At 43.1% G+C, this 23,612-nt stretch carries 20 protein-coding genes and 8 pseudogenes; 8 read left to right on the plus strand and 20 right to left on the minus strand.

Features of this window, described 5'->3' with window-relative positions:
- The 7 genes and pseudogenes from VFA_RS22585 to mobI all read right to left on the minus strand — a co-directional run.
- A pseudogene (locus tag VFA_RS22585) lies at positions 1-708 on the minus strand (IS1634-like element ISSpu7 family transposase); the annotation flags it as partial.
- A 131-nt stretch (positions 709-839) separates the two neighbouring features.
- Positions 840-944: pseudogene (locus VFA_RS23845) on the minus strand (thioredoxin family protein); the annotation flags it as partial.
- 302 nt (positions 945-1,246) lie between these two features.
- Entirely contained in the window at positions 1,247-4,540 is a 3,294-nt protein-coding gene (locus tag VFA_RS22590; RefSeq protein WP_004729585.1) for a bifunctional diguanylate cyclase/phosphodiesterase, read from the minus strand.
- Positions 4,541-4,632: 92 nt separating this feature from the next.
- Entirely contained in the window at positions 4,633-6,186 is a 1,554-nt protein-coding gene (locus tag VFA_RS22595; RefSeq protein WP_004729586.1) for a methyl-accepting chemotaxis protein, read from the minus strand.
- A gap of 382 nt (positions 6,187-6,568) precedes the next feature.
- Positions 6,569-6,973: pseudogene (locus VFA_RS23030) on the minus strand (hypothetical protein); the annotation flags it as partial.
- Positions 6,903-7,655 (minus strand): hypothetical protein, encoded by a 753-nt coding sequence (locus VFA_RS23035; protein ID WP_004729588.1) that lies wholly within the window; start codon positions 7,653-7,655, stop codon positions 6,903-6,905. The gene VFA_RS23035 and the pseudogene VFA_RS23030, both read right to left, overlap by 71 nt.
- Positions 7,656-7,669: 14 nt before the next feature.
- On the minus strand, positions 7,670-8,179 hold the full coding sequence (mobI, locus tag VFA_RS22605; RefSeq protein ID WP_038152839.1) for a conjugative transfer protein MobI(A/C): 510 nt from the start codon (positions 8,177-8,179) through the stop codon (positions 7,670-7,672).
- 502 nt (positions 8,180-8,681) lie between these two features.
- Here mobI and VFA_RS22610 point away from each other — a divergent pair.
- The 5 genes and pseudogenes from VFA_RS22610 (at position 8,682) to istB (ending at position 11,905) form a co-directional block, all read left to right on the plus strand.
- Complete coding sequence (locus tag VFA_RS22610) at positions 8,682-8,930, plus strand: hypothetical protein (RefSeq protein ID WP_038152840.1); 249 nt, start codon at positions 8,682-8,684, stop codon at positions 8,928-8,930.
- Complete coding sequence (locus VFA_RS22615; RefSeq protein WP_004729589.1) at positions 8,927-9,850, plus strand: hypothetical protein; 924 nt, start codon at positions 8,927-8,929, stop codon at positions 9,848-9,850. Before VFA_RS22610 ends, VFA_RS22615 begins: the two co-directional genes overlap by 4 nt.
- A 68-nt stretch (positions 9,851-9,918) precedes the next feature.
- A pseudogene (locus VFA_RS22620) lies at positions 9,919-10,352 on the plus strand (transposase); the annotation flags it as partial.
- Positions 10,318-11,154: pseudogene (locus VFA_RS22625) on the plus strand (Mu transposase domain-containing protein); the annotation flags it as partial. The pseudogenes VFA_RS22620 and VFA_RS22625, both read left to right, overlap by 35 nt.
- 10 nt (positions 11,155-11,164) lie before the next feature.
- Entirely contained in the window at positions 11,165-11,905 is a 741-nt protein-coding gene (gene istB, locus VFA_RS22630) for an IS21-like element ISVch3 family helper ATPase IstB (RefSeq protein ID WP_004729591.1), read from the plus strand.
- Between the two features lie 60 nt (positions 11,906-11,965).
- Here the strand turns inward: istB and VFA_RS22635 are convergent.
- The 11 genes and pseudogenes from VFA_RS22635 to VFA_RS22685 form a co-directional block, all read right to left on the minus strand.
- Positions 11,966-12,637: pseudogene (locus VFA_RS22635) on the minus strand (IS5 family transposase); the annotation flags it as partial.
- A 22-nt stretch (positions 12,638-12,659) separates the two neighbouring features.
- A complete protein-coding gene (locus VFA_RS22640) occupies positions 12,660-12,959 on the minus strand; it encodes a hypothetical protein (RefSeq protein WP_038152841.1) in 300 nt (99 codons plus the stop codon).
- 13 nt (positions 12,960-12,972) lie between these two features.
- A complete protein-coding gene (locus VFA_RS22645; protein ID WP_038152842.1) occupies positions 12,973-13,389 on the minus strand; it encodes a hypothetical protein in 417 nt (138 codons plus the stop codon).
- A gap of 81 nt (positions 13,390-13,470) precedes the next feature.
- On the minus strand, positions 13,471-13,698 hold the full coding sequence (locus VFA_RS22650; protein ID WP_038152843.1) for a hypothetical protein: 228 nt from the start codon (positions 13,696-13,698) through the stop codon (positions 13,471-13,473).
- 84 nt (positions 13,699-13,782) lie between these two features.
- Positions 13,783-14,973: a DUF3150 domain-containing protein gene (locus VFA_RS22655; RefSeq protein WP_038152851.1), complete on the minus strand. Its 1,191-nt coding sequence runs from the start codon at positions 14,971-14,973 to the stop codon at positions 13,783-13,785.
- A 271-nt stretch (positions 14,974-15,244) separates the two neighbouring features.
- A complete protein-coding gene (locus VFA_RS22660) occupies positions 15,245-15,478 on the minus strand; it encodes a hypothetical protein (RefSeq protein WP_038152852.1) in 234 nt (77 codons plus the stop codon).
- Between the two features lie 70 nt (positions 15,479-15,548).
- A complete protein-coding gene (locus tag VFA_RS22665; protein WP_198136109.1) occupies positions 15,549-16,502 on the minus strand; it encodes an AAA family ATPase in 954 nt (317 codons plus the stop codon).
- A gap of 184 nt (positions 16,503-16,686) precedes the next feature.
- On the minus strand, positions 16,687-17,781 hold the full coding sequence (locus VFA_RS23040) for a YqaJ viral recombinase family protein (protein ID WP_004729595.1): 1,095 nt from the start codon (positions 17,779-17,781) through the stop codon (positions 16,687-16,689).
- A 514-nt stretch (positions 17,782-18,295) separates the two neighbouring features.
- A pseudogene (bet, locus tag VFA_RS24315) lies at positions 18,296-18,859 on the minus strand (phage recombination protein Bet); the annotation flags it as partial.
- Positions 18,860-19,034: 175 nt separating this feature from the next.
- Positions 19,035-19,502 (minus strand): hypothetical protein, encoded by a 468-nt coding sequence (locus VFA_RS22680; protein WP_004729597.1) that lies wholly within the window; start codon positions 19,500-19,502, stop codon positions 19,035-19,037.
- Between the two features lie 250 nt (positions 19,503-19,752).
- The gene (locus VFA_RS22685) at positions 19,753-19,980 is read right to left on the minus strand and encodes a hypothetical protein (RefSeq protein WP_038152853.1); all 228 of its coding nucleotides are present in this window, start codon (positions 19,978-19,980) and stop codon (positions 19,753-19,755) included.
- Positions 19,981-20,209: 229 nt separating this feature from the next.
- Between VFA_RS22685 and VFA_RS22690 the strand changes: the two genes are divergently transcribed.
- Positions 20,210-21,133 carry an IS5 family transposase gene (locus VFA_RS22690; protein ID WP_004729598.1) on the plus strand — a complete coding sequence of 308 codons (924 nt, stop codon included), beginning with the start codon at positions 20,210-20,212 and terminating at the stop codon, positions 21,131-21,133.
- A gap of 300 nt (positions 21,134-21,433) precedes the next feature.
- Here the strand turns inward: VFA_RS22690 and VFA_RS22695 are convergent.
- Positions 21,434-21,970 (minus strand): annotated as a pseudogene (locus tag VFA_RS22695) (recombinase family protein); the annotation flags it as partial.
- Positions 21,971-22,170: 200 nt separating this feature from the next.
- Here VFA_RS22695 and VFA_RS22700 point away from each other — a divergent pair.
- Both VFA_RS22700 and VFA_RS22705 read left to right on the plus strand, forming a co-directional pair.
- Positions 22,171-22,416, plus strand: coding sequence for a type II toxin-antitoxin system Phd/YefM family antitoxin (locus VFA_RS22700; RefSeq protein ID WP_004729600.1), 246 nt, complete (start codon positions 22,171-22,173; stop codon positions 22,414-22,416).
- Between the two features lie 14 nt (positions 22,417-22,430).
- On the plus strand, positions 22,431-22,733 hold the full coding sequence (locus tag VFA_RS22705) for a type II toxin-antitoxin system RelE/ParE family toxin (RefSeq protein WP_038152854.1): 303 nt from the start codon (positions 22,431-22,433) through the stop codon (positions 22,731-22,733).
- On the opposite strand, the gene VFA_RS22710 is transcribed toward VFA_RS22705, so the two are convergent.
- Positions 22,730-23,332 carry a recombinase family protein gene (locus tag VFA_RS22710; RefSeq protein WP_004729602.1) on the minus strand — a complete coding sequence of 201 codons (603 nt, stop codon included), beginning with the start codon at positions 23,330-23,332 and terminating at the stop codon, positions 22,730-22,732. The two genes, VFA_RS22705 and VFA_RS22710, sit on opposite strands and share 4 nt — an antisense overlap.
- Positions 23,333-23,612 lie beyond the last annotated feature (280 nt).

Below are 23,612 nucleotides of genomic sequence, written 5' to 3' on the forward strand. Positions count from 1 at the left end.
GAATTTTTGATTTTGCTCATCTAGCGAGGAGATGCTTTCTTCGGTGTACAAAGCGGCATCAGCGATAAAGTAACGACTATTTTGCGCGGCTTTTAGGCAATGTATGTGTCTTTTAGTGACTTCAGCGAATGCCTTGGCATCATTGGTGTTACCACTCAGTGCTTGCATGTAAACAGGAATACCTGCTTGGTTTTCACAGATGAGTTCAAGCACGACTTGGTTAAGCTCTGGCCTATGATCCCGACTATAACCTCTTACAAGCTTAATCACGTTGGTGTTTTCATCTTGTGCATACTCACCATCAACGTGGAAGCTAGTGATATCAAGATGAACAGAATCGGTCGTCAAGCCCAGTTTATCAACAACACGCTCAGCAATAACCTGATAGAGCGCTGAGACATCGGCTTCGTATAGAGCATCTAATGTTCGGCCTAGTACATCATCAGTCAGGTGGTGTGCTTCAATGTCTTTGGCGAGTAGCTTAGATACAGGCTTGGTCTTAAAAAAGTCCGAGAACATGTGCAGTGTTCTGCTATGAAAGCCAAGTCCATTTAGGAGCATGGCCAATACCGCGTCACCATGAGAAACATTGTGGTCAGAATATTTTGGGATAACGGCATCTATCATCCGTGGCAGGCCAATTTCGTGACAAAAGGCGGCAATGAGACCAAGGTGATCTAAGCGTTTAATAACAGGATGGGTAGACATATTTTGAGACCGTCAAATAGCAGTAATAGATCAAAACTGTCGATCGCGGTCAAGATGGTGTCGTAGTTTTTATGAAAAGCTGATCGCCAGATCACACTATTTAAATTCTGGAATTAGCTGCGGAATAACGGATAGAATGGTCCATCACTGGCATGGGCGGGCAAGATGAATAGCAAGAAAATAATGATTGGGATGGTCACCCATGGGATGAACCAAGGGAACAAGGGGGTTCTCATTGTCAGCTCCAGAAAATTTCATAGAGCTAACATGCTAATGATCCCGGTAAGAGCGATTGGCCAGATAGATGAATGAATCGTGTGTTTTTCTGACTAGCTGTTGTGACCAGTAACAACAGCTAATTTTAACGAGCCAAATTTATGATTGGACCGCTTTGAGCGAATTGCGGAAATTTCTCTTCGTATCATAGTGCTCATTCAAAAGTATGCTTTGTTTGATATAGCGGACATTACCTTTTCGGATTTTATTGCCCATAAACTACTAAATTAAAACCCGCTTAATGTACCTTACTAATTATCTTTTAAAAATGCAGCTCTTCTATCCGACACGGTTTTCCGTATAAATAGCCTTGATAGGTGTGACACCCCATACTCTGCAATAACGCGCGCTGAGCTTCTGTTTCAACACCCTCAGCTATGACTTGCAGTTCAATTGAGTCGGCTAATGTTATAACTGCCTGAGCGATGGCCCTATCATTACTGCTATTGATAATATCTCGAACAAACCCTTGGTCAATTTTCAACTGATTTATAGGCAATTGTTTTAAGTAGGATAAGGATGAATAGCCTGTACCAAAATCATCGATTGAAAAAGTCACGCCGTGCTGCTGCAACTCTTTCATCTTAGCTTTAACATCAGGAATGTTATTTGCGAGCAACGTTTCCGTAATTTCCAGCTTTAGCAACTGTGGATTTGCACCTGAGGTTTTCAATGCATTTAAAACAGTCTGAACAAAATTATCTTTGCTAAATTGAACTACGCTTATGTTAACCGCAATGCTTAGGTGTTGTTTTTCGGATTCTAAAGACCATTTTGCCAGAGTGGCGCAAGCTTCCTCTAGCACCCACTCGCCAATGGGCACAATAAGACCTGTTTCCTCCGCTAATGGGATAAATTGCAGTGGCGACACCATGCCTTTTTCTGGGTGTATCCAGCGTAACAATACCTCAACACCAATACACTGCTTCAGGTGATTGACCTGTTTTTGATAGAAAAGTACAAATTGTTGGCTTTGTATTGCGGAGTATAAATCACTCACAATTGACGCTCTTGAGCTTACTGAGACTTGCATTTGCGGGTCAAAAAACTGCACACCATTTCGGCCAGCATATTTAGCCTTGTACATAGCCATATCAGCTTGCTTTAACAAATCTTCTTTGGGTAGATTTTCACTGTTAAAAAGTGTTACACCAATGCTTGCCGAACTATTGTAAGTTAGACCGTCAAGATTATATTCCCTTGTTAAATTACTCACGATTTTTTGTGCAAGCCTCTCAGCCTGGTTCGCTGCTAATGTTGGTTCATGACTTAAATCTGATGCAATAATAACAAACTCATCGCCGCCTAAACGCGCTACGGTATCACCTTGTCTCACTGAGTTAACAAGACGCTCAGCGACCTGACCCAACAGCAAATCACCTTTATTATGACCAGCACTATCATTAAGGTTTTTAAAGTTATCTAAATCAAGAAAAAATAATGCTGAGAAGTTCCTTGTACGAACGCTATGATTTATAGCTTCCGTCAATCTGTCCAACAACAGACGTCGATTAGGTAGCAATGTTAATGGGTCATAAAATGCTAACTGGTGAATTTCATTTTCACGTTGTTTACGCTCAGTGATATCCCTGACAACACCGATAAAGTTAACTTCACCAGCCATTTGAACTTCAACTATACCAAGCTCGATTGGAAACATAGAACCATCTTTGCGCAAGGCCTCAAGCTCACGAATACGCCCAGTAATCTCACTGACACCACGTTCTATATAATTTGATAAGTAGCTATCGTGATGCTCTCGATGAGGTGACCCCATCAACATGCTAATATTTTTGCCAAGCGTTTCATCTTCCGTATAGCCGAAGATTTCCTGTGCGGCTTGGTTAAATGTCAGAATTTTACCACGACCATCAATAGTAATAATGCCATCAAGCAACCCTTCAACAACAGCTTCCATCTGCCTTGACTTATCACTAAGCGCTTTTTCTGCAATTATTTGGTCATTGATATCAAAGTGTGTACCCAATAACCATAGAGCTTTGCCATCATATGTCCTTGAAGAAATACGCCCTCTGGTGTTTATCCATATCCATTCACCATTTTTGTGTTTCATACGAAGATTGGCTTCATATATGGGTATTAGGCCTGACACGTGCTTTTCAAGAATAGTTGTACAATAAGCCAGGTCATCAGGATGCGTTAGCCTTTCCCACGTGTATCTGTTTGCAGGTAATAGCTCAGAAAGTGTGTAACCCAGTAATGCGGCCCATTTATCATTGATAATCAACTCGCCTGTTTGAATATTAAAATGCCATGTGCCTATATTGTTAGCGTCTATTACGGCCTTAAGTAAATTCTGACTGTTCCTTATGAGCTCTTCATCCTGTTTCTCTTTTGTAATATCTGTTTCAATTGCAATATAGCCGCTCAAACTACCACTTTCACTAAACAGCGGGTTACAAGCTATTCTCACCCAGTAGGAATTTTGCGCTTTTGAATAATTTACAACATCAACATTAAAGCCGTTCTGTTGAGCAAGCGCATCTCTCATTATTGCAACAGTTGCCGGATCAGTGTCTTCCCCTTGTAATAACTCCCCAGGCTTTTTACCCTGCATTTCTTCAATGCTATACCCTGTAAGAAAGGAGAAGGCTTCATTAATCCATATAACTCGACCTTTGACATCAGTTATTACCACACCATTGGTTGTCTGCCTTGCAACTTCAGAAAGGCGTCTTATTTCTGACTGCGCTTCAACTTGTGCAGAGGTATTACGAATGACCACTAATACTTCATTATCATCAATCTTTTTGTATCGGGCTTCGAACGATTGATTTGACTTTTCAAACGTGTAGTTATGATGAATCACATCGTTGTTACAAAAGGCTTGCTTGAGGCACTCTACGAGTTGATGACCTAGCTCATTGGGTAGTATCTCATGAACGGTACGCCCCAAAATCGCTTGTTGAGGTTTAAGTAAGTCAGGATGCTCTTTGCAAACCAAAAAACGAAAGTTTCGGTCAATAACAAATACCATATCAGGCAGTGTTGCCAGTATTGAGGTTGTTCTTGCCATGCCTTTTAAAAACTGCTCTTGAAGTCGAGCTTGATCTTCTTTGGCAATTTCATACTCAACCATGTCTGCAAATTCGCGCAGTTCTTGCTGCTCTTTTGCTGAAAAGTCTCTGGCCACGGAGTCAATTAGACATAGAGTGCCGATGGGTTGCCCACTTGTCTCTCGCAGCGGTGCACCCGCATAAAAACGAATATGCGGCGCGTGGGTTACTAAAGGATTTGACGAAAAGCGCTCATCTTTTGTTGCATCTGAAACAATTAAAATATCCTCATGCAATATCGCATGGCCACAAAATGAGATATCACGGCCTGTTTCACAAGCGTCAAGACCCACTTTAGATTTAAACCATTGCCGGTCACTATCCACCAAAGAGATAAGGCATATTGGCACTTTAAATACAGACGCGGCTAATCTTGTAATGCGGTCAAAGCGCTTCTCTGCTGGCGTATCCAGCAAATTAGTTCGCTGTAATGCAAGTAAACGAGCAGCTTCATCAACAGGGAATTCAGGTGCGTTCAAAACGTTACTCCAATAATTTGCTGCTTAATCGATTATTATCAATTGTACTGCAAGAATACACTGTTAAATGTTTTAGGCTTTCACTTGAAAGATTACCGCTTAAACCGTACTACCAGTTCATGAAGCTCATCAGCAATCTTGTTCAAATAAATAATCGTCTCTGAAAGCTGCATCGAGCTGTCATTACTTAAATCGGCAAGCGTTGAAATATTTACTATTTGCCGGTTAATGTCTTCAGCAACATGGGCTTGCTCTTCCACTGCTGCAGCCATTTGGGTCGACATAGAAGCGATTTGACCTATGGATTCTGAAATACCGCTTAACATTTTGCCGCTTTCAATAACATTAGAGAGTCCCTCTTCGGCATCAATAGCGCCTGCATCAGCGATTTTTACGGCATCACCTGCTCGATGAGTTAACTCGGTGACGATACCGTAAATCTCTTTTGTCGACTCCTGAGTACGCCTTGCGAGATTTCTAACCTCATCTGCAACTACCGCAAAACCTCGCCCCTGCTCACCAGCACGAGCAGCTTCAATAGCGGCATTAAGCGCAAGAAGATTGGTTTGGTCGGCAATCTGCTCAATCATTTGTGCCGCATTGGCAATACGAGCGGTTTGTTCTGATACACCGCGAACAGAGCTACCAATTTGCTCTACCGTGAGTTTTAACTTTTGAATAGAGCCCCTGGTTACATTAGCCACCTCATTACCCTTCGAGGCAAGATGATTAGCGGTGTCAGCCTGTATTGCAGTATCACTGACATGCTTAGATACTTCAGCAATAGTCGTCGACATTTCGTTCATCGCGGTGGCGACTTGCATCGTTTCAGACTGCTGACTCTCTATATCTTTTCGCGTTTTTGCTGTGAGCTCCGCGCCTTTTTCAGACTCTTTGGCAACGACAAGCGCTGCACTTTCTATGCGGGTAATCACCGTGCCTAAATGCGCTAACTGACTCAGAATAGCCACTTTTAGCTTACCTAAATCACCTGTTTCATCAGTGTAACTTTGTACTGCAAGTTCATCTGAAAATGCAAGATTGAGCATCTCGTTTAATGCATTCAGGGTTTTCTTTCTATTTAATGAGACCCAAAAGGCAAAGATGATGACAGAGACAAGCAAAGCTAACTCAGAAAGCTCTTTGAAACCGAAGCCAAATAAACCAGCACAAATGGCGATAGATAAGATTAAAAAAGCATTTTCAAGTGATATGGGTAAAGCGGCGCGTTTCGTTTTGCCGGCATTGATATCACGATACAGCTTAGCTGCTCGTTCAACGTCTTGTCTTGATGGACAAGAGCGCACAGACTCATAACCGATCACCTTACCGTTCTGTGTTACTGGCGTAACATAAGCGTTTACCCAGTAAAAATCGCCATTTTTACAACGATTTTTCACCAAGCCCATCCAAGGTTTTCCAGCTTTGAGGTAATGCCACATTTTTTCATATGCCTCTGGAGGCATATCAGGGTGCCTCACCACATTGTGAGGCTGCCCTATTAGCTCATGTTTTTCAAAACCACTGACTTCAACAAAGGCATCATTGCACTCAAGAATAGTCCCTTGAGTATCCGTGACTGAAATTAACTTAGTATTGCTTCCGAACGTTTTTTCTCTATCAGTAACAGGAAGGTTTTTACGCATGAATGTTCCTTATCGCAAAGTATTGAAAAACTAACCTAAATTGTAATATGGCGAGTTACTTAAAAATAGATAGTTAAAGCTCAAGATTCTCTGCAGACGCCAACGCACCTTGCCCATCAATCCCCAAATAGCGCACCGTACTCTCAATTTTATGAAATAAATTTTTATAGTGGCTTCCCGACATTTTGAGAAACCATGACGTCTGGCCACTTGGTATTGATACAAAGCTCTCTAAAATAAAGTTCAAAAAAATACACGAATTGAGGAAGGCTTAATCAGTGAATTCCGCTCTGCAACCGAAAGCTGACGTTCGTTGTGAAAGACTGAAATGTCAGCAACTGGCACATAAGTAATATTCATAAATTGCGAATACTACATTAGCTTACTTTACTGCAAAAACCGTAACCAATGTCTTCATTGAGTAACCCGTAATCATAACAAAGTACATCTTGCTCTCCACGTGCTGCCAGAATTCGGCCTCTTGTGCATATTTTTTTGCTTTTTTAGTAGCGACGCTTTCTGGTAACTCGGCTTTAGTTAGCGCAGAACATAACAGCTTTGTACACAAAGCCTTCCAAGGATGCTTAGGTACACCGTCTGAAAGCCTTTCCACGAATCTTTCTAGTGCATGACGAGTCACCACGACAGGTCCAATGTTCGGAACATTTATTACCTCATCGATTTCTCTCACAGTAGCATTATCGACGCTGTATTCTTCAAAGGAATATGAGAGCCAATCTTCCCGTTTCTCTACCGAGATCTGTGCTTCCTGGTAACGGGTGAGCAAGACCGTAATTGATTTTTGGTTTCGACAGTTGCCAAGCTTTTAAATACGCATCATGGGAACACGGACAGTTATTTCGATAATCCAGCATCGACCTCACCAGTTTCTTCGCTTGGTTGATGAGGTAGATGATCATTTCTGGTTTTTTGCCAGCACGTATCTTTTTATTCTTGATGAGCAGTGCAATATAATCTTTCGCAGAGTCAGACAGGTGAATTTCGCTGATGGATTCTGAAGCCGAAGAAATGTATTGGTCTACAGTGGAAGTGATAATATGGGTTTTGGTGTTCAAATCCAACAATTTGTATTCTTCATCTTCAGGGTTGATGTTGGCGTACTCGTGAATTAACTGAGCATTCAGTTTTAATCCAACTTTTCTCAAATACCCTTCTCGAACCTCCGGTTCAAAACTATTCAATGCAAAACTGTGTCCGGTAGCAATGTCAACCTTATGACCCTTGAATAGCTTTCTTGCCTCACGCTCCAACGATTTGTTGTAACAGATATACAAACCTCGTTTTCGAGAATGATATTTTTCAATGGCGCGAAGCAGTGTACTTTTCCCCGCTCCGGCATAAGCGAATCCCTTAACATTATCACCCGCCTGAACCGCATCAATGATGTCATTCATTTCCGGCGTAAGGTTGTGTTCTCCAATTGTTCGTTCTGAACTTTTTATTTCCATATATCACCTGCCTTTTAACTTAGTTTTTCTTTATAGCCTTTTATCGATGCGGTTATTGGTATTACCCTCTCTTTGATTGGAATCGATTTTAATGGCTCATGAGAATGTTTTGAAGCAGCAAGCAGATGAAAGTGTGATTTCATCAAATTCTTAACCACGCTTCGATGAGAATAAAGAACATCTTCCATCTCTTCTATCATCTCCAATTCCCATTCACGAGCATGTTTGAACTGTGCGCGTTTGTATTTACCCTCCCTCGGTGTTGCAATAGCTTTGACTACGCGAATTGTTTTACTCCCACGCTTAACAAATTGAACCCTAATCCATCGGCATGTGAATGCAATGCCAGTAAATTCCAAACGAAACTCGTAATTCGTTGATTCAGTCCGTCTGCTGGCATCACCTCGACGGCTAAGCTCTCGCTCCGCCACCTTGCGCATCCAGATTGAATGCACAATCTTAGCTCCCTCGTATTCTCTGTCTATCTGTGCGTATATTGCCGCTTGTATTGCTGCAAATGACATCTTTAAACGATCTCCATTATGCTTAAAGTTGTTTTCAACAAATTTTACCATAACAAATATAGTAACAAAATGTAGTTACATTTTGTACTAACAAGTTAAGAACAAAATAGCATGATTTTTTGTACTATAAGCCATAGGCGACCTTCGACTCGCTTGGTCGGATCGCCAGATGGGATGAAATGATCGCCAAATCTGGCTTGGTGCTGGTAGTGATAGCTGTCCAAGATGAGGCGTTTTTCTGGTTGGCTACAGAGGTGATGCGTACTGGCAATTTAACATAATTACTTATATCTTTGCGATTTTGGAATTATTTTTGATGTGGTAGGATTAATTTAATTCTAATTTATTAATGGATGGATATGTTTATGGAAGGTATAGTTGTGTTGGTTATTATGTATTTTTGGATACGATTTGTTTTTAAACTTATCATTCCTCGCTGTAATTCTTTTAGGAAGTTTATTTGGTATTGTATGCTAGGGATTTTTTAAAATTGAGGTGGAACATGAGTAAAATAATTCATATTTTTATTTGTATTTTTGCAGTGGTTGTGAATTTTACAACGGCTTTTGCAAGCACAAATCTTTTGAGTGATGATGGTGATAAGTTGTTGGTCGAATCAATTGTGTCATCAACTTTTGGTAACTCGGATAACCTATCATCTATCAGTGACTACAATATTCATAACGCAAAAATAAAAGCGGCAGAATTTACAGGTGAAGTGAATATGTCGACTCCCGCACTAAGGTTGTGAACGGACGTATTTCTAAGCAACAGGTTAGAGTCATTTCTTCCAGTTATGTGCGACTCATCTCATTGGATGAACGCAAAGCGGTAGATGATTTGGGTAATTTTATTCTGACCTCAATTGCTACGTTTGAGTTAAGAAAATCTGATGTCATGAATCAGATTAAAAGACTTAAAAATGAGGAAGATTTACTTGATAGAATTCAAAGTTTACAATCAAAAAATGATGAACTTATGTTGATTATTGAACGTCTATCGTCTGGTGTTAATTTATCTGATAAAGATGCGTTTAAAGAGATTTCTCGTGTGGTGGCTGATTTGGAAAGCAACGATTCCAAGGTTAGAGAACTATTTAATCATGGTTCACTGTTGGAAGCGGCTGAATTTGGTGATAACCAAACGAATCGAAATTTTCTTGATTTCAATGTCAATTTTGTTCACAAAATTATGAATGGAATGGTGGTTGAACTTGGAATGTTATCATTTACCAAAAATGATGATGATACGTATGATATTCAAGTTCCGGTCAAGTGGCATGTTAAGAACAATGCGGGGTTGACGTACCTACGTGACAAAATTGGCCTGTACATCAAGCCTACCATGAATTATCTACCTAATGCTTATTCTGTTTTACTTGATAATGGGAATGGAGCGAAATTATCTTCTGACATGCGTGATTTTTTGAAAAAGAAAAAAGTTTTCATTAGAGTGTCTGCTGGTGATTATTACGGTGTTCTGATGGTTGCAGGAAAAGTTAGAAATCATTTAGATGATACATTTTCAGTTCAGTTTAAAGGTGGTTTCTCTGATGAAAGAATTTTTAATTATGGTCAATTAAGAAAACCATTGATCATCAAAAATGTGCCTCGTTTGGTATTGTCCTCCCGTCAAAATTTATCGGTTGAAATAATTTCAGTAATGGATTAGTAATATTGATCCGCACCAGCAGTTTTGGACACCGAGTTAAGTGAGTACAATCACTAACGAGGTGAACAATGACAACCAAGAATACAAGAATCAAACACACTCCTGAATTTAAAGCTGAAACCCTTAAATTAGCTGAAAAGATTGGTGTGGCTGCCACTGCAAAACAGTTATCGCTGCATGAATCTCAAATCTATGCATGGCGAAAGGCTTCGAAGAAAGATACCAACACCAGTAATCGAGAAAAAGAACTGGCTGCTGAAAACGCTAAGCTCAAAAGGTTACTTGCTGAGCAAGCAGAGGAGCTAGAAATCGTAAAAAAGGCCGCCACCTATTTCGCGAAGCATCTAAAATAGATTGCTATGAATTTATGCTCGAACACTTATTAAACTTTCGTATAACCAGTATGGTTAAAGTGTTCGATGTTTCACGAAGTGGGTTTTATTACTGGATTAAGCACCGCCACAAGACAACGAATCGTGAGACACTATCAAACCGCCGTGATGCCTGCTCGCCCTTACAAACCGAAAGACAAAGCCAAGGCGGAGAATGCGGTGCTCCTCGTCGAACGCTGGATCATGATGCGGCTTCGCCACCAAACCTTCTATACCTTCAAAGAGCTGAATCTCGCTATCCGAGCGCTGATGGATGAATTAAACCAACGTGAGATGAAACAGTATGGAGCGAGTCGCAAAGCCTTGTTCGAGAAACTCGATAAACCTGCATTAAAGCCGCTGCCCAAGCAGCGATACCTCTATACCGAAACGAGACAAGCCAAGGTTGGGCCTGATTATCACATCGAATATCGCCGTCACTACTACTCGGTTCCCCATCAACTGGTGGGTCACCACGTCGAGCTGGAAGCCTCCAACCGTCTGGTGCAGATCTACCATCAAGGTAACTTGATCGCCCAGCATCCACGCAGCCAAAGAGAGCGCGGAAACAGCACACAACCAGAGCATATGCCGAGTCATCATCAACATCAAAAGTGGTCGCCTGGACGCTTGCTCAACTGGGGCGCCAATATCGGCCCTGCCACCCGAGAAGTCGTCAATAAGATGCTGAACGCCAAACCTCATCCAGAGCAGGCCTATCGTTCCTGTCTGGGGTTACTCAACCTGAGTAAAACCCATGGAGAATCGCGCTTAGAGCAGGCCTGTAAAGATGCGCTGATGCTGACAAAACCGAACTACACCTTCATCAATAATCTGCTGAAAAACAATCGCGAGGGGCAACTGAGTAAAGATAAAGCGAATACACCGAACCTTGTTCACAGCAATGTTCGTGGCCCGAACTGTTATCACTAGGAGAAAGGATATGAACGCACTCAATGACCAACTCAAAACCCTGCGCTTAAGTCATGCGGCGAAAGCGTTAGAGCAGCAACAAGAGCAACTGACCACCTACGCAGAGCTGGACTTCGAGGAAAGGTTAAGCCTGCTTCTGGAAAGTGAAATTTTGAATCGTAATCAGAGCAAAATCCAACGCTTAAAACAACAAGCCAAGCTGAGAGTGGATGCTCAGCCGAGCCAACTCATCTACAAGGAGGGGCGAAACCTCAACCGCAAACAGATGAGCGAACTTCTGACGGGGAGTTATCTGCACAAGCACCAGAACATCTTGATCACAGGCCCAACAGGTGCAGGCAAAACCTATCTTGGCTGCGCTCTGGCAACCAGCGCCTGCGACCAACAGCAAACTGTCAGATACTACCGATTAACTCGCTTGCTCGATGACCTGACCGCAGGTCGTCTGGATGGTAGCTATCAAAAGCAACTTCAATCCCTCGCTAAAAAAGCGCTGCTTATCCTCGACGACTGGGGAATGGAAAAACTGACTCAAGAGCATGCGGGTCACTTGTTAGAAGTGCTTGAAGACCGTTACCAAAACAGCAGCACAATCGTCATCAGTCAGTTACCTGTAAAGGAGTGGTACAACATGATCGGCAACGCCACCGTCGCAGACGCTCTCATGGATAGGCTGGTACACAATAGTCATCGAATAGAACTGGGCGGTGAGTCAATGAGAAAACTGGCGCAATCCGATCACTTAGAGTAAAAATAGGAAGAGAGAAAAACGGGGGGGGGAAACGAGCGATCGCAATCACCGAAATACGCACTCCCAGAAGGCTGCGCCTTCTCTCGGTGGAATGAGCGGAATAGCTTGCTTGAGGTGAATCGCTTCGTAGCACAACCTTGTGTCATAAGCTCCATCGCCAGATATCTCAATGATTCTTCGGCGAGTCTGTCTCAGCAAATTGGGAAGCGCTTCAACGTCGCTCACATTCGATAAACTTAACTCAGCAGCAATGATTTCATGCGTGTCTGTATCGACCGCTAAATGTAGCTTTCGCCAGACTCGGCGCTTCCCGTCAGTACCATGCTTTTTAACTTTCCACTCGCCTTCACCGTAGACCTTTAGTCCTGTAGCATCAATGGCTAGATGCTGGATTGTTCCTTTAGTCTTTGTTTTGAATGCGACGTTAACCGTTTTGGCTCGCTTACTAATACATGAGTAATGAGGGCATGACAACGGCAGTTGTGCGAGCTTGAAAATAGAGTTGATGAATCCTTGCAAACCTCTCAACGGCATTGAAAATACTCGTTTAACCATAAGAGCTGTTGTAATCGCTAAGTCACTAAACAAACGAGGCCTTCCACGATTGCCTTGCTTGATTTGTTTCCATGACTGGATAGCGTCTTCATCAATCCAAAATGTCAGTGAACCGCGATTGATTAAAGCTTGGTTATAGTGTTTCCAGTTGGTTGTTTTGTAGCGAGGTTTGGCCATTGGTCTAATTATTTGAATGAGCTTAGCTGATCAGATCGTAGGCTGATGATTTAGTTCCCTGATTTAGGAAACAAAGCCTGTCTTGAGACACAACATAGAGTCGTTCTCGCAACTCGTAGAACGTGCTCGTTTCTGGCTGCATAATTTCACACACTTCAATGCGAAAGCGCTTGTTGGGCGCGAGCATTGTGTCCCACTCTTTTTCGGCTATATGGATTTCAACGGAGAAGTAAGAACCCATTGGCCGAGCTTGCGAGCTTGGTGTGTGAAAATGCGCGTAGTAACGGTACGGTGAACCTGAATTTAGATTTAGTTGGTACATGTCATATTCCTTTTTAGAAAGCGTGAAATGAGCGTTGAATTCCGTTTTCACGAAACTCAATTTGCAACGGTGCCAGAGCCGCAATCACATTGATTTGTTCCAATGCATTGCGGATCTCTTGCGCTACGTTTTTCGCTAAATCGTGCTTGCACTCCACTAGGTTTGTGTAGGCCAGTCGGTACAACATCCAATCGTCCTTGCGTATTTCGCAAATTTCGATTCGGACGCTGCCAGCGAAGTCCATCAAGCTTGTCGTTCCTTTCCGATAAATCGGTAGAAGCTTGAGCTCGTAACACTTACCCTGTTCACTCCAAAACTGAGCGTTGTAGGCTATGTGGCCGGATTTCTCAGTTGTCTGCAGTGTGAGTTTGTGGATTTCGAGTTGGGGTAGAACGTTAGGTTGCGTTCTTTCGGTAAGGTGTTGGTACATACAGTGCTCCAAATGTCTGAATTGGACGGAGCACTACCCCAAGCGGGATAGTGTCCCGCAGGGGTTGTCGATTGAGGCTGATCAGTTCGCTTTGTAGATGAGTTGTACGCCAAACGCACACATCGCAAAGACCATAACACCGAGCAGTTGTTGACTGACGTAGTGTTTAATTGCTGTTCCCCATCCGTGAGGATTGGTGATTACGCTGCCTATATCCAAGGACCGAAATTCGATAATCGGTGTAACGATGGACAGACAAGCGATCAGAATTAAAACTGCGCACAGAGTGATTTTTAGATAAGTGTTCATAATCGTTTCCTTAATTTCTATGAACGGGGAACGACTATGCCCTGACGGGGAAGTTGTTCCCCGTGGAGGTGGTTTAAAAAGTGGTTAGAAAAACCATTCGTTGTTTGAAACAGGTTCCGGTTGCTTTTCTAGCACTACCGGTTCGTACACTGCTTCTTCTACCGCTTGGTTTTCTGTTTCACCAAGATCGAAGCTGAAATCGTCATCGCTGAACGCGAAGTCTGATTCTGGCTCTTCACTGGTTTCAATCGCCGTCTGTTCAGCCGAGAGAACCGCATCACTGGTCACAGTGGTTTGGTCATCAATGGTTGAATCCCCAAGATCGAAGCTGAAATCATCATCGTTGAACGCGAAGTCTGATTCTGGCTCTTTCATTGGTTCCAACGGTCCCGCATTCTGAGGTTCGGATTGAACGCTCGCCATTGCAGGTTGATTGGTTGATGCTTCTTGCAGACTCTTCATGAGAGTGAGCAATTTTTCCTTATTTGCCATACGAAACAGTAATCCAGACAGGATGTTGGTTTCGTCAGTGGACAGCTTACCCGCAATCGGCATTTGCTCTTCGACCTTTTTGATTTCCTGAACAAGTCGAGAAAATCGGCCATTGAGAAACGCTAACCCTTCCACCTTTTCTCGCAATCCGACTAGGCCGTTTACGTTGGTGCGGTTGGGTGCAATCGCGTCTGTTAAGCTGGATAAAAGCTTATTCGCAGTTTTCAAAATGTCGTCATCAAGAGAATTGCTTAAACCATCGATCTCTTTGCCCATGCTGATGTCCACAGACTGAACCGCAGCTTGAGCCGATTGCACTTTGAACATTGAGTAGCTTGCTGAGATTTTGCTTTTGACTTCTTGTGCCGGTGTTAATGCAGCGCGAAGTTTTTGCTCATACTCAGGATACTTTTTAACCCATTCATCTTGGATTAAATCGTGTCGAGAACAATACGCGTCAGCTTCTTTTTCGTAGTCATGAACAATTTTGCTCAATCCTAACGCCAAAGCATCGGCCTTGGAGGACGGTATCGCATAGCCACCCATAAATCGGATGCCTACACTCAGACACAAACGCTCCGCTTGACGTTTCAGGGTATTAAATACCTTGAGGTCTTTGGGGTCAGTTGTGTATTTCGAACCTAAAGAGATGATCTCTTTCGGCGGGGTTTCCCCACGAAGAGATAAGTCGCTTTCTGCCAACTTTTTCCGACCTGTCCAGGTTGAAAAACGTAAGTGAACGGCGACGACATCGTTTAGAACGTTGATGTTTGAATTGCTCATAATGGTATCTCCAATTTTTGATATAAAAAAAAGGACATACCATTACCCGCTAGGGCAAATGATATGCCCTATGGCGGTGTAGAAATGTAGATAAGTCGCGCTAAACGCTAGGACTTATCTTTCTTTTTCAGTGCTTTTTTGCGAGTTGTCTGTCGCACCAAGCGTTGATTTGAGGGGAATAAAGAGCCACTAAACTGACTATTAATCCACCAGCGATAATCACAAATAAACCATTCATGATGATCTCCTTGTTTATGTTCTATGCCAAATATTACTCTTGTTTTAACTTTTTAGCAAAAACAGTGAATACAATACCTGACACGATTAGAGCGGCCATCTTCACATCGATACCCGTTTGGATCGCATAGACGTAGGAGCCAGTGTAACCAGCTATGCCTAAATTCCCCACATGAGTACCAATTTCCTTCCGATGGCAAATTATCCAACCTGAACATTTCTTGATTTGTGCAACAAACCAAAGATAGGCAATCACATAATCGAACATGTATAACTCCATAAATTATTATGGAGTACCTACCCACACGGGATAGATACCCCGCGTGGGTTAAAGCTGCTTAGTTGTTGTTAAAATCAGCACCAAACAACGCTACAGCTAATGTTTGAATAGTTTCACGTTCTTCTTCTTCCGAGCAGCGGTTTAACAATGCACGATCAAGCGCGTAGCTTAATGCATTGTTTGCTCCTTGGAATCGTTGAGTGAGTATCGCCCAACGAATTAACGTGCGAGTTGAAAAGGTGATCGATAATTCTGAGTCACCTTGCTCCCCTTTGAAGATAGCGCGAACCTTATTAGCCAGCTCAATCATCTTCTTACGCAGCACTTTAGGAATGTTCGGTGCCAGTTTTTCCAGTACCGCCATTTCCGTATCTTCGCTGGCGTAATCTTCTTTGATCACCACAAAGCGGTCCATGAACGCCATGTTTAGGCGGTTCACTCCTATGTAGTTGCCGTCACCACCAGATCCGTTTGAGTTCGATGTTGCAATCAAACGAAATGCGGGGTGAGGTCGTACAATTTCGCCGTTAAGCTGAGTGATCACGAGTGGCGCACCTTCCAAAATGGCATTCAGGTTTGCCAATTCCGCCGGATCAACCAAGTCGATCTCGTTCAGAATCAGTACATGCCCTTCGCGCATCGCAGTCGTCAGTACGCCATCCATCCAGACAGTATTGCCGTTCACTAATGTGTATTGGCCCACTAAGTCCATGTACTCAGTCGAACCGCCACATGTATAGCTTTGGGCTGGATAATTTAATCTGGCTAGTACCTGCTCAACCGCTGACGTTTTACCGCAGCCGGTTGGACCGGTGATCATCAAGCCATCGCCAAATGAGCAATCCAAAAACGCCACGATGTCGCGTAACGTTTCCCGACGAAAGATGTAGTCTTTCTTGGCCGGAATATTTGGATGTCCACTTGGTGCAAAACCTTCAACCGTAACGTTTGTGCCAGGAAAACCGAACACATCCATTGGGTAGCTTTGCGGAGTTAGAGTTAGAATAGTCATAATGTTGTCCTTAATTAATCAATAAAAAAGGCAACTTACGACTCCCCTAGTGGGCAGCTTTCAGTTGCCCGATAGGGTTGATATTCATTGAATTAGTCAATCGCTCGACTAATTCCCTCTTCTTAAAAATGCATGTTTCGTACAGATTTTTCGAAGAAATTACTTGGTGACGTTGGGGTAGCGATCATTGGAATGACCTTGGCGGTTTCACCGTCATCACGTTTAACGATTCGGCTTGCACCGGTTCCGTTGAGTGTTCAGGTTGAACGTTCGCATTGTCGCTGGTTTGAACAGTCGGTGTGATGGTTTCTGGCTCATCAGTTACATTGACTAAGTAGTAAGACGACCCTTTCTTCGTGTGCTTAGCTAGTAACTCTGGTGGTATCGCCACATTGAGATCCTTCGCCAGCTCATTAAGAACCGCTTGGTAGTCCACACTGCCATTTCGTTCCACTCGCGTAGCCCGAATACCACCTTTATCGAATGTTTTGACATCACTAGGGATTTGCTCAGTGAAGTAACTTTCAAGCTGCTTCACATCGGCCTTGACCGCATTCATTTTGCGTTCAATCTCACCTAGATACGCTTTTTTCTCTTTCAGTTGCTCCACTCGGCTTAGCCAGGTTGGATCAACTTGAGAAAGTGGCGTGTCGTACACAACGGTATCGCGGCCTTCCATCATTGGCGGTGGCGTCTTAGTTTGCACCAAGTTCCAGAACCACAATGCTTTTTGTTCCGCTTTTTGGATAAACGCATCGTCACGTTTAATGTTTACCGCAATTGAACGTTTACCGCGCAAGTAAAAAAACAAACGACCTTGAGGGCTTCCGGCGCAGTTAAGTTGCCACTGCACTTGGGCAGCGTACATCTTGAACGTTGGCGCTTTGGGTTGAAGTTCAACAAGTTCGTTGTAGATCTTTTCACAAGGACATTTGATTTCGAGCACTTCCCGAATGCCTTTAGAGATGGCTTGTAGGCCATCCAAAGACGCTTTGAACAGTGGATTATGGTCTGCTTCTACGCACACTGGCATATACACAATGCCGTATTGATCTTCCACGGCGCTTCGCGCTTCCGGCTCTTGCTCGACACCACGTTGAACGTGAAAGTTTTTAGACAGGTCATCTGGTTGTTTATAACCGACTAACTCTGCCCACAGTCCGTATGGGGTTTGATAAGGTGACAGGCCCATAATCACAGGGATCATGGAGGCTGTAATGCCCGTTTTCCGCCACGCAAACCATTTTTCACTACGTTGTACTAAGTCAACAATAGGCATAAGTGCCTCCTTCATATTGTGTTCAATAAAAAGGGCGCACTATCCCCTACGGGCAGTGTCGCCCGTTAGGGTAGATGGATAATTAGCGGTTTAGGCTAATTCGTTATTCAAAGTTCTTCATGGCCTCATTGAATGCTGCGTTGATTTCACTCAACGCAAATGCCAATGTTGGGCCATCATAACGTTCTTTGAATGATTCTTTGGTCGTATCCCACGCTTGTGATTCCACCGCGAATTTCACCATATTGGCAATCATCTTGGCATCTTTCACAGAGACTTGACCAAACTGAGTGTCGTAATACTCATTAGCATTCGACATCTGTTTCTTTGGCTGTTCTTGTTGAACCGAGCAGTGTGCTGGTTCGTCTTGAACGCCTTGCTCCACTTCCATATATTCCGCGTCAGCAATACTCGCTTGTTCGAGATCTTGCATGATTTTCGGCTTTTCTGAAGGTGGTGCCAATGTCGCTTGCGGCTCTTCAGCGCTAAACTCGATTGGCGGTTGTGATGAAGTGTGTCGTGCTTGCACATCTATGATGCGTTCCGCTTCATCTTCATCGTAAATGCCGATGTAACCGAGGGCTACACGAGCTGTTTGGATGATCACTTTGTGACGACCCATGCGGCGAGGATGAGACTGCCACGGTCCTTTAGTGACATACCCATTTTTTTCAAATGGTTCACGATAAATTTCGTCCATGTATTCACGAATAATCGTCGGGCGGTTACGGTCCTTTCGGAACATGACACACTCGATCCATTCGAATACCGGATTGGCTAACCCTTTTACTTTAATGGTGGTTTCGGAAAACTTAAATTCCATACCATCAAATTGAGGGTGAGAGTTAATGATACGTGACCATCCATCCACGCCAACCACAGGAATAATCCCCTTGGATTGCGCATCAGGAAACGCGTAAATTTCTTTGGTGAACGGGTTCAAGTTGTACTCGTTAGCCACAACCAATAATGCCATCATTTGCTCATCAGTGGGTGCGTCACCATTACGCTGTCTGAATGCTGTTGCTTTCAACGTATCCCAAAACTTTTTGGGATCTACGCCATATTTAGCAGCCATTGCTACTATCAACGATGGCTTATCACTCTTAGGTAGTGGAGTGACGTTGCTTAGCGGTTGAGTTGCAGCCTCAGAGTTTGATGTTTCAGACATAATTCTATCTCCATTTTTGAATTAAAAACGGAGTCACCCCACACGGGGATGACCCCGCGAGGGCAGTGACAAGGTTCGCTTACTAGAAGCTGAACGTTGGTTGGCTAGAGCTGACAGTGAAGTTCGCTGTTTTCAGCTTGTCCACAGACATTGGATAATCACGGGCCATCGCTTTACGCGCATAAGCAGGGATATCCATGAGCTCTTCACCAGGCATACGACGAACGACATTCGCTCTACGAGCGTTTGTGATGCGAGCGTTCAGTGGTGAGTTAGAGTGTGCGTTTTTGACAGGTTGTTTAACCTGTGTTTTTTGCACGTTTGCATTGGGTTGTTTCGCCAAAACCTTAAAGGTGAAGCGAATCAAGCAGAACGCAAGATAGGCAACCAACGAAACCGTTGCCAGTAGGATAAATGCTGCCACCATCCGAGCTGGATTCTCTGCTTGGTAAGCAACAAAGGCACCAATAAAACACAAAGCAAAAACCGTGAAGTTTTTGAATGATGTTTTTGGTAGAAGTGTTGATAGGGTTTGAGTTGAAGTGTTCATAATGTGTCTCCATTAGACAAAAAAATGGGACACATTACCCCTACGGGCTTTGTGTCCCGTTTGGGGTTTGAATTAATATCGACCTATTTATCTAGATGATACTTTTTGCTGTAGTGCTTGACGACTTGCCATCCGACAATACCAAGTATTGTCACAAAGCCAATACACATACCAAGATAGATTAGTGCGCCAGTAGTCATATGATTCTCCTTTTCGATAAGTATAACAAAGTGGCGTTTTTTAAACCAAATTATTCCTCTCCATCGCTGTTTTGAACCATATCACCTATCACCAAGCCCACATCAATAATCACATAGGCGAGCATAAATGCTATACCGACTGCAATTGTGATGACGTTCATTGGGATATTGTCTGCTGTGCTAACTAAGTTGATTCCTCCTGTGACCATTATACCTGCGCCTATTGCTAGGAACACATTGGCAAACGCTCGAAGAAATGCTTTTTTTATAATATTCATACGCATTACCTCATTTGTTATTTTGAATATTTAATAACAGAGATAAACGTATGGCCCGTAAGGGATAGTTTATCCCCGTTGGGCTGAACACATCGTCAAAGTAAAAACTTATCGGATGGTAAAGAGTGACCGTTATTGGTCAATTGAAAAGGCCTTGTTGCTTAAATCAATGGAACTAAATCAGGAAGCTACGATCTGATCGGCTACACCCATCAATCGTCGTAGTCTCATGCCTAAACCTCGTTACAAAACAACTAACTGGAAGCAGTATTATAATCAAGCCTTAATCAACCGTGGCTCTCTGACCTTTTGGATTGATGAGGAAGCGATAGCTGAGTGGAAGCAAAACAAACAAGGCAAGCGTGGTAGACCTCGCCGATTCAGCGACTTAGCCATTACTACCGCACTGATGGTGAAACGCGTTTTCTCTATGCCCTTGAGAGCGCTGCAAGGTTTTCTAGACTCCGTATTTAAGCTGGCTAACATCCCGCTTGTTTGCCCGCACTACACCTGTATAAGCCGCCGAGCTAAGGAAGTTGAAGTTTCATTTAAAACCAAAACCAGAGGAGCAATACAACATCTGGCCATTGATGCCACTGGCCTCAAGGTTTATGGCGAAGGTGAATGGAAGGTCAAGAAGCATGGAACTGATGGGAAGCGAAGAGTCTGGCGTAAGCTGCATATCGCGGTAGATACAAGCACCCACGAAATAGTCGCAGCAGAGCTGAGCTTATCTAACGTAACTGATGCCGAAGTGCTCCCCAACTTACTCAAGCAAACACGTCGTAAAATCATTGAGATATCAGGCGATGGCGCTTATGACACAAGGAATTGCCATGATGCCATACGGATCAAGCGAGCTGTTCCGCTCATCCCGCCAAGAGAAGGAGCAGCCTTCTGGGAACAAGGGCATCCTCGTAACTTAGCGGTAGGTTGCCAGAAGCTCTATGGCTCCAACAAGAAGTGGAAAAAGCGGTATGGCTATCATAAGCGCTCTCTATCAGAGACCGCAATGTACCGAGTAAAACAGCTGCTAGGTGGGAAATTAAGCCTGAGGAACTACAACGCTCAAGTTGGCGAGACTTACGCTATGATTAAAGCCCTGAATAAGCTTACAGGGCTTGGTAAGCCTGAAACACAGTATATCGGTTAAGAATTAAGCACAATGGGGCAGGCATGGCTTATCTATGAATTAAGCAACAAAGCCTTTAATAATATCAATTTCGCTGAACCATTCCTGTGTGCTCCAATCGCTCGTATTTTGACTAGTTCGAATCATCACCGTTTGACCAATCATCGTTTGAGCTTTGTTCAAAACTTCTAATGCAGACTCTTTGTATTTAGTAATACTCATTTTTCTGGTATCGCCTGTACTATTTTTGATGATAATAATTGAACCTACTTTCGATGCTGATACCAGTGTTCCAAAGTCATTCCACACAAAATTGTTCATTTCTAAAACCTTATAAACGGTTGTACGACTGCATCCTAACTCTTTACTAATAGCATGCTTGTTCATTCCCTGCTCAGCAAACGCTTCTATGCGTTCATGTAGTTGCTTATCAGGAAATCGTCCGATGTGCCTGCCTTCAGCTTTAGCTCTCTCCCTGCCCTCGTTACAGCGCTGTAAGATACGTTTTCTTTCCATTTCTGCGAAAGCGGAAATCGTTGTGTAAATGACCCGTCCCACATCACTATTGATGTCTAAATCCCCGAGGTCATGAAACACCAGTCCAGCCCCCTTATCTGAAAGCTCATCGGCAATCTTAAGAGCATCTATCGTATTACGTGCAATGCGGTCCACTTTAGTTACATGGATAACATCACCTTCACGGGCAAACTCGATCAAGCGAGAAAGCTCTTCACGATCAGCCGACTTTCCGCTGGCTTTTTCCTGGAATACTTTCTCACATCCTATCGATTGAAGTTGCTCAAGCTGAACATTCAGAGTTTGGTCGTCAGAACTAACACGGGCATAGCCGATTTTCATGATAGAGGCCTTAAAGTGAACAATAAGATAAGCAGTAATTAGTGTACATGTTCACTAATAATAATTAAGACTAACTGAACAGTTTTGTGATGGGTGCTTCATTATGTCCATAAAGGTACACCTTTATGGACATTTAGTCATAACATTCGAATAGTTTAAATCGTTCGATTCGTTTATAATTAACCCAAAGGAGAGTAACTATGCAATCATTAACAGCAAATACAGCAAAAACCAAATTTGGCGATTTACTGATGAAGGTTCAGCGTGAACCCGTGCAAATCAGTAAAAATGGCTCACCGGTTGCGGTGATGATGTCCTGTGAAGAATATGAGCAATTAGAAGCACTCAAGATGATGCTGGTTAAATCTCGTTTTGAACAGGCAGAAATTGATATCAGGAATGGCGATCTGGTCGATGGTGATGAATTTATGAAATCTCTGGCTTAAGGGTTAATGTTTTCATGAGCAGTTATAAGCTTTCACCTTTAGCCCAGTCTGATCTCACTGATATTCGTCGTTACACCATAGAACATTGGGGCAGTACTCAATGGTCCGTCTATTTTAATGAATTACAGGAATCGATGTCATTGCTGGCAAGTAACGAACTGATCGGAATTCAGATCCCGGAAATGGGAGAGCGATACTACCGTTTTCCTCTGAAGCACCATGTGATTTATTACATCACTCAGGAAGACCATATCGTTATCGTCGCTGTGCTGGGTAAGCATATGTCTCCTGCAAAACATTTTGCGTCTATTTCTTAATTTTTTAATTTCCGGCGAATAATATAATCACGCAATGTGCTCGGTGCTTCATCTATCAACTTTGCCGTAGGCCGGATACCTAGCCCCATTTTGAGGTATTTTTCGATTTGATCACGTTTAGCGTCCAGCTTTAATTTATTTGCCGGCCCTTTAGGTCTGCCAAGAATTACCCCATCCTTTTTGCGTGCCGCCAGTGCTTCTTTGGTCCGCATCGAGATAAACTCGCGTTCAATCTCAGCGGCGAGCCCAAGCACTGTTGCGGTAATTCTGGCCTGCATAGAGCCGTCCAGCTGCATGTTCTGTTTGGCTATGTACACATCGATTTTTTTCTCCATGCATACTTCCAACACTTCAAGTACCTGTAAGGTAGAACGGGCGATACGGCTCACTTCGGCAAAAATGAGTTTATCTCCGGATGTCATGCCCTCTATCAGAGCTCCGAGTTTGCGCTCGTGCCATTTTTTCTTGCCTGTGACGATGTCTTCAACAAAGCAAAGACCGGATAAACCAACTTTGTTGGCGTATTCATAGATACCGTGCTTTTGGTTAGCAACATCCTGGCTGTCGGAAGATACTCTAAGGTAGGCGTAGTGGGTCATGGCAATCTCCTTTTGTTCAGGAGTGTTATAACAATCCCAGACATAAAAAAGGTGTGCGATTACCTGGATTGTGACCTTTAAAAAATAAAAAGAAGAAAGAAATGTAATTGTTATTGTTGTGGTTAACTGTGTAAATCTTTGATTTTCCAGTTATCCACATCAGCTATAAAGATCTATAGATAACTATTAAAACTATACAGACTATAAATCTATAAGATCTATAGTTTATGTAACGTACTGATTATTAATAATAAAAATAGCATTTATGATCCTATTTTAG

This window comes from Vibrio furnissii CIP 102972, from assembly GCF_000176175.1.
Taxonomy (GTDB): domain Bacteria; phylum Pseudomonadota; class Gammaproteobacteria; order Enterobacterales; family Vibrionaceae; genus Vibrio; species Vibrio furnissii.